This is a genomic window from candidate division KSB1 bacterium, from assembly GCA_022562085.1.
Taxonomy (GTDB): domain Bacteria; phylum Zhuqueibacterota; class Zhuqueibacteria; order Oceanimicrobiales; family Oceanimicrobiaceae; genus Oceanimicrobium.
The window spans coordinates 1-6,820 of the sequence record JADFPY010000253.1 but is presented as its reverse complement, the minus strand read 5'-3'; the positions used below and the strand labels follow the sequence as shown (position 1 = coordinate 6,820).

At 42.2% G+C, this 6,820-nt stretch carries 8 protein-coding genes; 6 read left to right on the top strand and 2 right to left on the bottom strand.

The genetic code is table 11. The features are described from left to right. The first annotated feature begins 43 nt into the window (after positions 1-43). The 3 genes from IH879_17110 (at position 44) to IH879_17100 (ending at position 2,872) form a co-directional block, all read left to right on the top strand. Positions 44-1,027, top strand: a complete 984-nt coding sequence (locus IH879_17110) for a hypothetical protein (GenBank protein MCH7676645.1) — start codon at positions 44-46, stop codon at positions 1,025-1,027. A 163-nt stretch (positions 1,028-1,190) separates the two neighbouring features. Further along, positions 1,191-1,865, top strand: coding sequence for a TlpA family protein disulfide reductase (locus IH879_17105; GenBank protein ID MCH7676644.1), 675 nt, complete (start codon positions 1,191-1,193; stop codon positions 1,863-1,865). 272 nt (positions 1,866-2,137) lie between these two features. Next, positions 2,138-2,872: an SDR family oxidoreductase gene (locus IH879_17100; GenBank protein ID MCH7676643.1), complete on the top strand. Its 735-nt coding sequence runs from the start codon at positions 2,138-2,140 to the stop codon at positions 2,870-2,872. A 49-nt stretch (positions 2,873-2,921) separates the two neighbouring features. On the opposite strand, the gene IH879_17095 is transcribed toward IH879_17100, so the two are convergent. Next, complete coding sequence (locus tag IH879_17095) at positions 2,922-3,218, bottom strand: tyrosine-type recombinase/integrase (GenBank protein MCH7676642.1); 297 nt, start codon at positions 3,216-3,218, stop codon at positions 2,922-2,924. A 696-nt stretch (positions 3,219-3,914) separates the two neighbouring features. Here IH879_17095 and IH879_17090 point away from each other — a divergent pair. Continuing rightward, positions 3,915-4,790, top strand: coding sequence for a tetratricopeptide repeat protein (locus tag IH879_17090; protein MCH7676641.1), 876 nt, complete (start codon positions 3,915-3,917; stop codon positions 4,788-4,790). A 253-nt stretch (positions 4,791-5,043) separates the two neighbouring features. On the opposite strand, the gene IH879_17085 is transcribed toward IH879_17090, so the two are convergent. After that, positions 5,044-5,328, bottom strand: a complete 285-nt coding sequence (locus tag IH879_17085; protein MCH7676640.1) for a hypothetical protein — start codon at positions 5,326-5,328, stop codon at positions 5,044-5,046. A 229-nt stretch (positions 5,329-5,557) separates the two neighbouring features. Between IH879_17085 and IH879_17080 the strand changes: the two genes are divergently transcribed. Together IH879_17080 and IH879_17075 are read left to right on the top strand one after the other, a co-directional pair. After that, positions 5,558-5,995, top strand: a complete 438-nt coding sequence (locus IH879_17080; GenBank protein ID MCH7676639.1) for an SRPBCC family protein — start codon at positions 5,558-5,560, stop codon at positions 5,993-5,995. A 98-nt stretch (positions 5,996-6,093) separates the two neighbouring features. After that, complete coding sequence (locus IH879_17075) at positions 6,094-6,621, top strand: ester cyclase (protein MCH7676638.1); 528 nt, start codon at positions 6,094-6,096, stop codon at positions 6,619-6,621. The last annotated feature ends 199 nt before the right edge of the window (positions 6,622-6,820 follow it).

Genomic DNA, 6,820 nt, shown 5'->3' with positions numbered 1-6,820 from the left:
TTAAGGCGTCAAGCAATTACATTATTACACTAAAGGGTATTTTATGAAATTTCTAGTTAATCTGACCTTTACAGTTACTATTTTTAATTTTAATTTGAATGCAAACTGGACTCAGGATGACGAAGAAAAATTCCTAGTCGAAGAAGAATATCATCTGGCATGTGAAGCAGCAGTTGCCCCAGAACATTATGGGGAATTTGATAGTGAAATTCCTAGTCCATTCAGAAAGGCAGTAAGCGATTATAAAAATGGCTGGAAAAAATTTTGTAAAGGTAAAGGTCAATCCAATACTTCGTTCGCGAATTTTTCACGAGAATTAGAAATAATTTTAAAGTTCTTTTGGGAGCTAAGTACCGATATCGAAATGGGATGGCTCGGAAAATCACGCAGTGATCCAACCTATTTCCGTCCAACTAAAGAAGAAAGAGTTCGAAACAGAGAACGACATTTCAAATTTCATGACCTAAGTCGAGATCATTTCACGAAGTTTATTCCCGCCTTTAAACACCTTCCACGAGCTGATGGGCCAGACCAATATGATGAACCATCAATGGAAGCTCTTGCGCGCATTGCAATGGGATATGGATCCAAAGAGGACAAGATTTTCTATTCAGATTACCCTTTATTAATTGGAAAACCATGGGAGAGGGGATCCCCATGGAGAGAATACTATGAGGCAAGTGCAGTATTTATTGGATGTTTGCGTTTTAAAAAATTCGACTGGGTCGCAAATTTCAAAAGGATTGACCGGATGAAACAAGAGCTAAATGAAATTTCATATCTTGAAAAGGTTCATAAAATTGAAAAGGAAATGTTGCGAGAACTGAATATTAACATCCCAGGTTCCTTATGTGCATGTGGCCCTAAAGAAGAGGTTCTTGATATTTACAACAAATTATTTTCCTATTTCAGTAACAATGAAGGATATTCAATGCAAGCTCCCAAAATGGAAAAAATAATCAAAGCGATCAACGTGGATGAAATTGTAGTTACTAATAATTATGAAAAGCATTGTGGCGGTGGGTGATTCTTACATCGACGCCTAATCGGGTAAGCGGGAGTTTAGGTAGACTGACTTTAAATTGATCTTGAAGTTCTAATGGCACAAGCCGGGCAACAAAATGGCAGCCTCTGTTGTCTGATTGATATAATCTCAGACGTAAAATATTAATTGAAAAGAGAGGTTTCCAATGAGAGATTTCATTGCACATAATGCTAAGTTTGTTCTCGATTGGGGTCAATTGATTTTAGTATTAGCCATTATTATCGGTCTTGGAATTATCTATATGCTTGGAAGAAAAAATAAGTATCATCTTCCAAGGGGCATCTTTGGATGGCTCAGCGCGGTTTTGTCATTGTTCTTTATCGTTCTTTCCGTTTTGGCCTTTGTTGGCATAACTATGGAAAAGCCACACACAGGAATGATTTTGCAACAGTTTGAAGAGATTAAAGGGGGAAAAGCACCTAATTTATCATTCAAACTTGTTTCTGATGACACAGAACACGATATTAGTGAATACTTTGGCAACGTCATTCTGGTCAATATTTGGGCGACGTGGTGTCCGCCGTGTCTGAAAGAGATGCCGGATCTAAATCGTTTGCAAAAAGTATATGCAGACGAAGGTTTGACTGTAATCGCTCTATCCGATGAATCAAGAGAGACAGTATTAGATTATGCCAAACAATATCCATTCGATTTCCTGTCCGGTTATGTGGATGTTTTTGAATGGGTTAGAGATGACTTGGGCTCGGCACGACCTGTGACTTTTTTAATTGATAAGAAAGGAATCATCCAAGAGTATTTCACAGGTGCATACAGTTACGATTTCTTTGAATCAAAGGTCAAACAATTTTTGTATGATTAATCAGCAATAACTCAGGGCAGTAGCCTAACAAAAGGTTCAACCTGACCAAACCGCCGCCGTGTTTCAATTGAAACTGTGTGGATAAATTGAAAGCTAAGGTCATTTTATCAGTCTTAGTGTAGAGCGGTTTGCCAGGTTAACCTAAGCGTTACAGGCGTGTGAATTTCATGCTCGAACGTAATGAAGAATCAGGGAAATCCACAGATCGATCTTTTACCAGAAAGCTTCTATGTTTTGGTGATTGCCTGAAATGAAGTTAAAAGGAGGATGAGATGGACGAACGAGTTGCCTTGATAACGGGAGGGGCACGAGGTATCGGACGAGCCATTGCTCTATCTTTGGCCGATGAAGGCTGGAAGATAGCTGTATGTTACCGCACGAGCCAAACGGACGGGGAAAAGACGCTAGCCGAAATACGGAAAAGAGGTAGCCACGGCCTTGCCATTCGGTGTGATGTCTCCAAGCCCAAACCTGCTGAAGGACTTGCGAAGCAAGTAGAGCGGGAGTGGGGACGCATCGACGCTGTAATCAATTGCGCTGGACCGTATCACCGCATAAATCTTCTCGAAGAAACCGTCGAAGGCTGGCATGCCATGTTTGATAATAATCTACATCCCGTTTTTTACTTGAGTCGTGCGGTAGCGCCCGGGATGAAGGCGCGTAAATGGGGGCGTATCATCAGTTTTAGCATGGCCAATGCGGATCGCCAAGTCGCTCAACCTCAACTCACCGCACATTACATTGCAAAGGTTGGGGTACTTGTATTAACGCGGTCATTGGCACGCTTACTGGCACCGCATGGAATCACAGTTAACGCCATTTCCCCCGGATTCATTAACTCCGGTAGCGCGCCTGAAGCAGAATTGGAAGCCATGGCGAAGAAAATTCCGGCCGGATATATAGGTAGCACCCAAGATGTGGTCTCTATTGTGCGGTTTCTTCTCTCGGATGAGGCGTGCTATATAAATGGTGCTAATGTTCACTTAAGTGGGGGGTGGGGGATCTAAATCCCTCTTTTTCAACATAAAAGGTTAACAGTGATACGCAGCCTAAGTATTAAGAAAATGCTTGCTTCACAGCCTTATCCGGTTCCTCTTTGGTGACAGGCGTATAAATTTGTGTTGTACTGATGTCTTTATGTCCCAGGAGTTCCTGAGCATAGCGGATATTCTGAGAATTACTCAAAAGCTTCGTCGACGCCGTATGTCTTAAAATGTGAACAGCCCCCTTCTTGTCGATTCCAGCTTTCTTTTTAGCCCGGCTCAAATAAGCGGTGAGAGTGTCCCGAATAAATGGGATTATATGTTCATCCGGGTCGAAATATTCAATTTCCGCTTTCCGGTCCAGCAGCATTTTCCTGAGAGTGGGGTGGAGCGGGACAAATCTTTCCTGGCCTTTTGAATAGAGCTTTAACTGGTTGCGGAACCAGTCGATGGTTCCTCATTCAAATCACCTTTGATGACCATTTAGAATTTTCCCTTGATTTGTTAGAGTTTCTTTACCTTTGGAAGTTTACAAATCCGCCTCCTCGAAAGCATTTAAATCAACACTTTTTACAAACAAGATTATGGGTAGCCAATGATCGGCAAAACAATCTCACATTACAAAGTCATCGAAAAGATCGGCGAGGGTAAATTTTACTCAAACTATTTTTCCTAGACGCTGATATTCGATAAATTTTAAGTTTAAAATCCCTCATTACGCTTTTGTATTACAATCATGAAAAAACCCCGCACAAATTTACATGTTTCTTAAACAGCGCTCCCTATCAGTATACTGTTTATTTAGCACTTAAATACATATCTTAAAGATTGGTACACCCTTTGCATTAATGGATGTGTTCCTCAAAAAAGCTTAAACATTTTTTCAGCACTTATGGCAAGTCTCACAACACATCTGAGGTGAAAAAATGCGAAAATATATTTTATTCCTTGTAGTGGTGTCATCCATCTTTGCCACATTTTGATGGGCGATTGACACCATAGAAATAATCAAGGTCAGCGGACGCTTTGCAATTATTAATGTTTTATAACTAAAGGAGTACACATCATGTCCGAAGTAAGAAGAATCTTAAGCACCTCATTTATTTCACTTCTTTTAATGATTTGGGGATTATTTATGGTGTGCAGCGGACGCGTACCAACTGTCGCTTATGACGACGAATTTGCCAACTCAAAAAACGGTTATAGCGAATCTGAAAACTCGGATTTAATAACGCAATTTGCGATTTTAGATCAGGAGGCAACAAAACTAGAAGATCTTCAAAGACGGGAAATATTGGCAGCTCTTGGTATTGGTCCCTCCAGCGCCGACATGAGCGCCGCTGAGCAAGACTTTCTGAGTGAAGAACTCTTTTTGGACTTGGAAGTTGAAATAGCTGAGTTAGAAAAACTTTCAGGCTCCAGAAACTCGATGCTCGATAGTTTACGCCTGGAAATGCAAGAAGCCGACCATCAGCTCGCGGCGCTCAGTAACCTTTTTGACGTACCTAAAGGAAGCGACTTTAACTTCGCTTCCACAAATCAAACTGCTCCTCGCCTGAAAAGTAATTCCGAGTATGCACAATATTACCAGGACGCCCTTGATGATGTCTACGGGAAAAGGTTTGATCTGGCTATTGTAAAATTTCAGGAATTGCTGCGTCAGAGCGACTCGGATAATTTGGCTGACAACGCTCAGTACTGGATTGCAGAGAGCAATTATGCTTTGGGAAATTACCAAGTGGCCATTGCTGAGTTCGAGAGAGTTTTCGCTTTTGAAAACAATAATAAGACTGATGACGCTCAATTTATGATCGGGATCGCTTATCTTAAAGCCGGAGATCCCCGCCTCGCACAACTTGAGTTGAGTAATTTGTTGGCTTTTTACCAAGATAGTGAATATATTGCCAGAGCCGAACGTGAGTTCCTGGGTTTGAATATTTAGATTATGCTGTCTCTTTGTTTTCTTCCCTTAAGCTAAAACTTAAAAATCACTGGCCCGTCGCCATCAGCTAATACAAAACCCTCTGTCATATTGAACTCCTTTCTTCTTTCCTCATGTGTGTTACGCAAGTAGAGAAGCTCAACCGCTAAGTTTTGTCAACTCTCGTATGAAATAGTTAGAATTGAACGACGCCAACCGTCGTGTTTGTTCATGCTGACGTTGAATCTCCTAAAGGATCAGTTCCAAAGCGATCCTACAGCGTTTCCAGATTGCCAATACGCAACATCATTTCGGAAAACATCTGCGTATCCAAAAGCAGATTGCTCAGCTTCTTGAACTCATTTGCCGTATGTCCCATGTATTTTTCACCGGGCATACCCGGACCAAACGACACGGCGTTCGGCAGGTATTTTGCGGTTGTGCCACCGTTTGAAGAAACGGGTTTTGCTTCTTCACCTGTCGTGACGCTGTAGTTGTCATAGCTTCCTGCTTTTTCTGAGCAAAAATTTGTTTGCGGTCGGTTGCAGGCCTCGACCACCTTGAATCCTCCCCTGAAAATATTTTTTCTTGACTAATTCTTGGTAATTTTACATTTTGTAAATAAGATTTCCCGCCGAAAAAAGGAGGAGGAACTCATGATGGTATTCTCTTCCAATTGCGCAGTTCAAATCGCCAAACCAGAGAAGTATATACATTTAGATTGCTATTTTCGGCATTATAAAATATAGTCATATTGATAGACAGCAGGATGGATTAACAAAATGCGTATGCTGCTTCGACGAGAGTTCATAGTTGAGTTGCCAGTTAAAGACGCCTGGCAGCATTTGTCAAATGTCGAGAAATGGCCGACCTGGGCTAAGCACATCAAGCAGGTGAAACTCCGGGCTGGAAGTCCATTGAACCCAAAGTCGCAAGGCGTCATTTATCTGAGCAATGGCATCAAATCTGCCTTCACCATGGTCGAATTCAACCCATATAATAATTGGAAGTGGGGAGGGCGTTTCCTGTGGTTAGCCGTCCATTACGACCACATCTTTGAGGAGGTTGATGCACGCAGCACTAAACTTACCTGGGTAATTGAGGCCGATGGCATGGGCGTCTCTTTCTTCGGAAAGTTGTTTGCTAAAATTTATAAGAAGAATCTAGAGAACGCGATTCCTGCATTGATAGAGGAAATGAAGGCAAGCAAGGGCGGGACTGTTTAAAACCGCGGTTGTTGCTACATTGCAGTAGAGTTGGGTGGGATCGGACCCACCAAATAACAGAGATTAAGCAAGCCAAAGTCATTCAATTAGGAGGAGAGATGAGTCTAAAAAATGTACGTGTTTTTTGTTTTCTGACCTGCGTCTGTATCCTATGCATAGCCGCTTTTTCGCTTTCGTGCACAAACATGAATACCGAAGAACGAAACAAGGAAATTGTAAGGAAAGCATTTGAGGTCCTGCAGGATACTGCTTACGAGGAACTGGATCAGTACATCGCAGAAGGCTATGTGCGGCATTGTCAGGCAACACCTGATGTAGTTGTCGAAAGTCTTGATGATTTCAAAGCGCTTGTCCGGGAATGGGATAAAACCTTTACAGATATTGAAAATAAGGCACAAGTATTCATTGCCGAAGGAGATCTCGTTGCCTTTTATGGCAGTTTTAGCGGCACTCACACAGGTCAAATGGGACCATTTCCTCCCACGGGAAAGAGAATATACTCCGAGTTTTCCGGATATCATCGTCTGGACAATGGGAAAATAGTGGAAACCTGGGTCACGTGGGACAACATGGTTATTTTGCAGCAGCTCGGATTGTTTCCTCCTCCATCAGGGGAGGCCAGTTAGGGTAGGGTCGTACCACCAATAACAGAAACTACCCTGTCAAATTATAGACGTGCAGCCTCGGGGGCGGCTGTTTTTCTTTACACCTGTCACCTAAATTGCAATTCGCCTGAGCGTCGGATTTTTTTGTCGGCAGTGTCGGCGATGCTTGAGGCCCGCTTCGCTTGGAGATAGACATGCTATCTAAAATAATGATATCCGG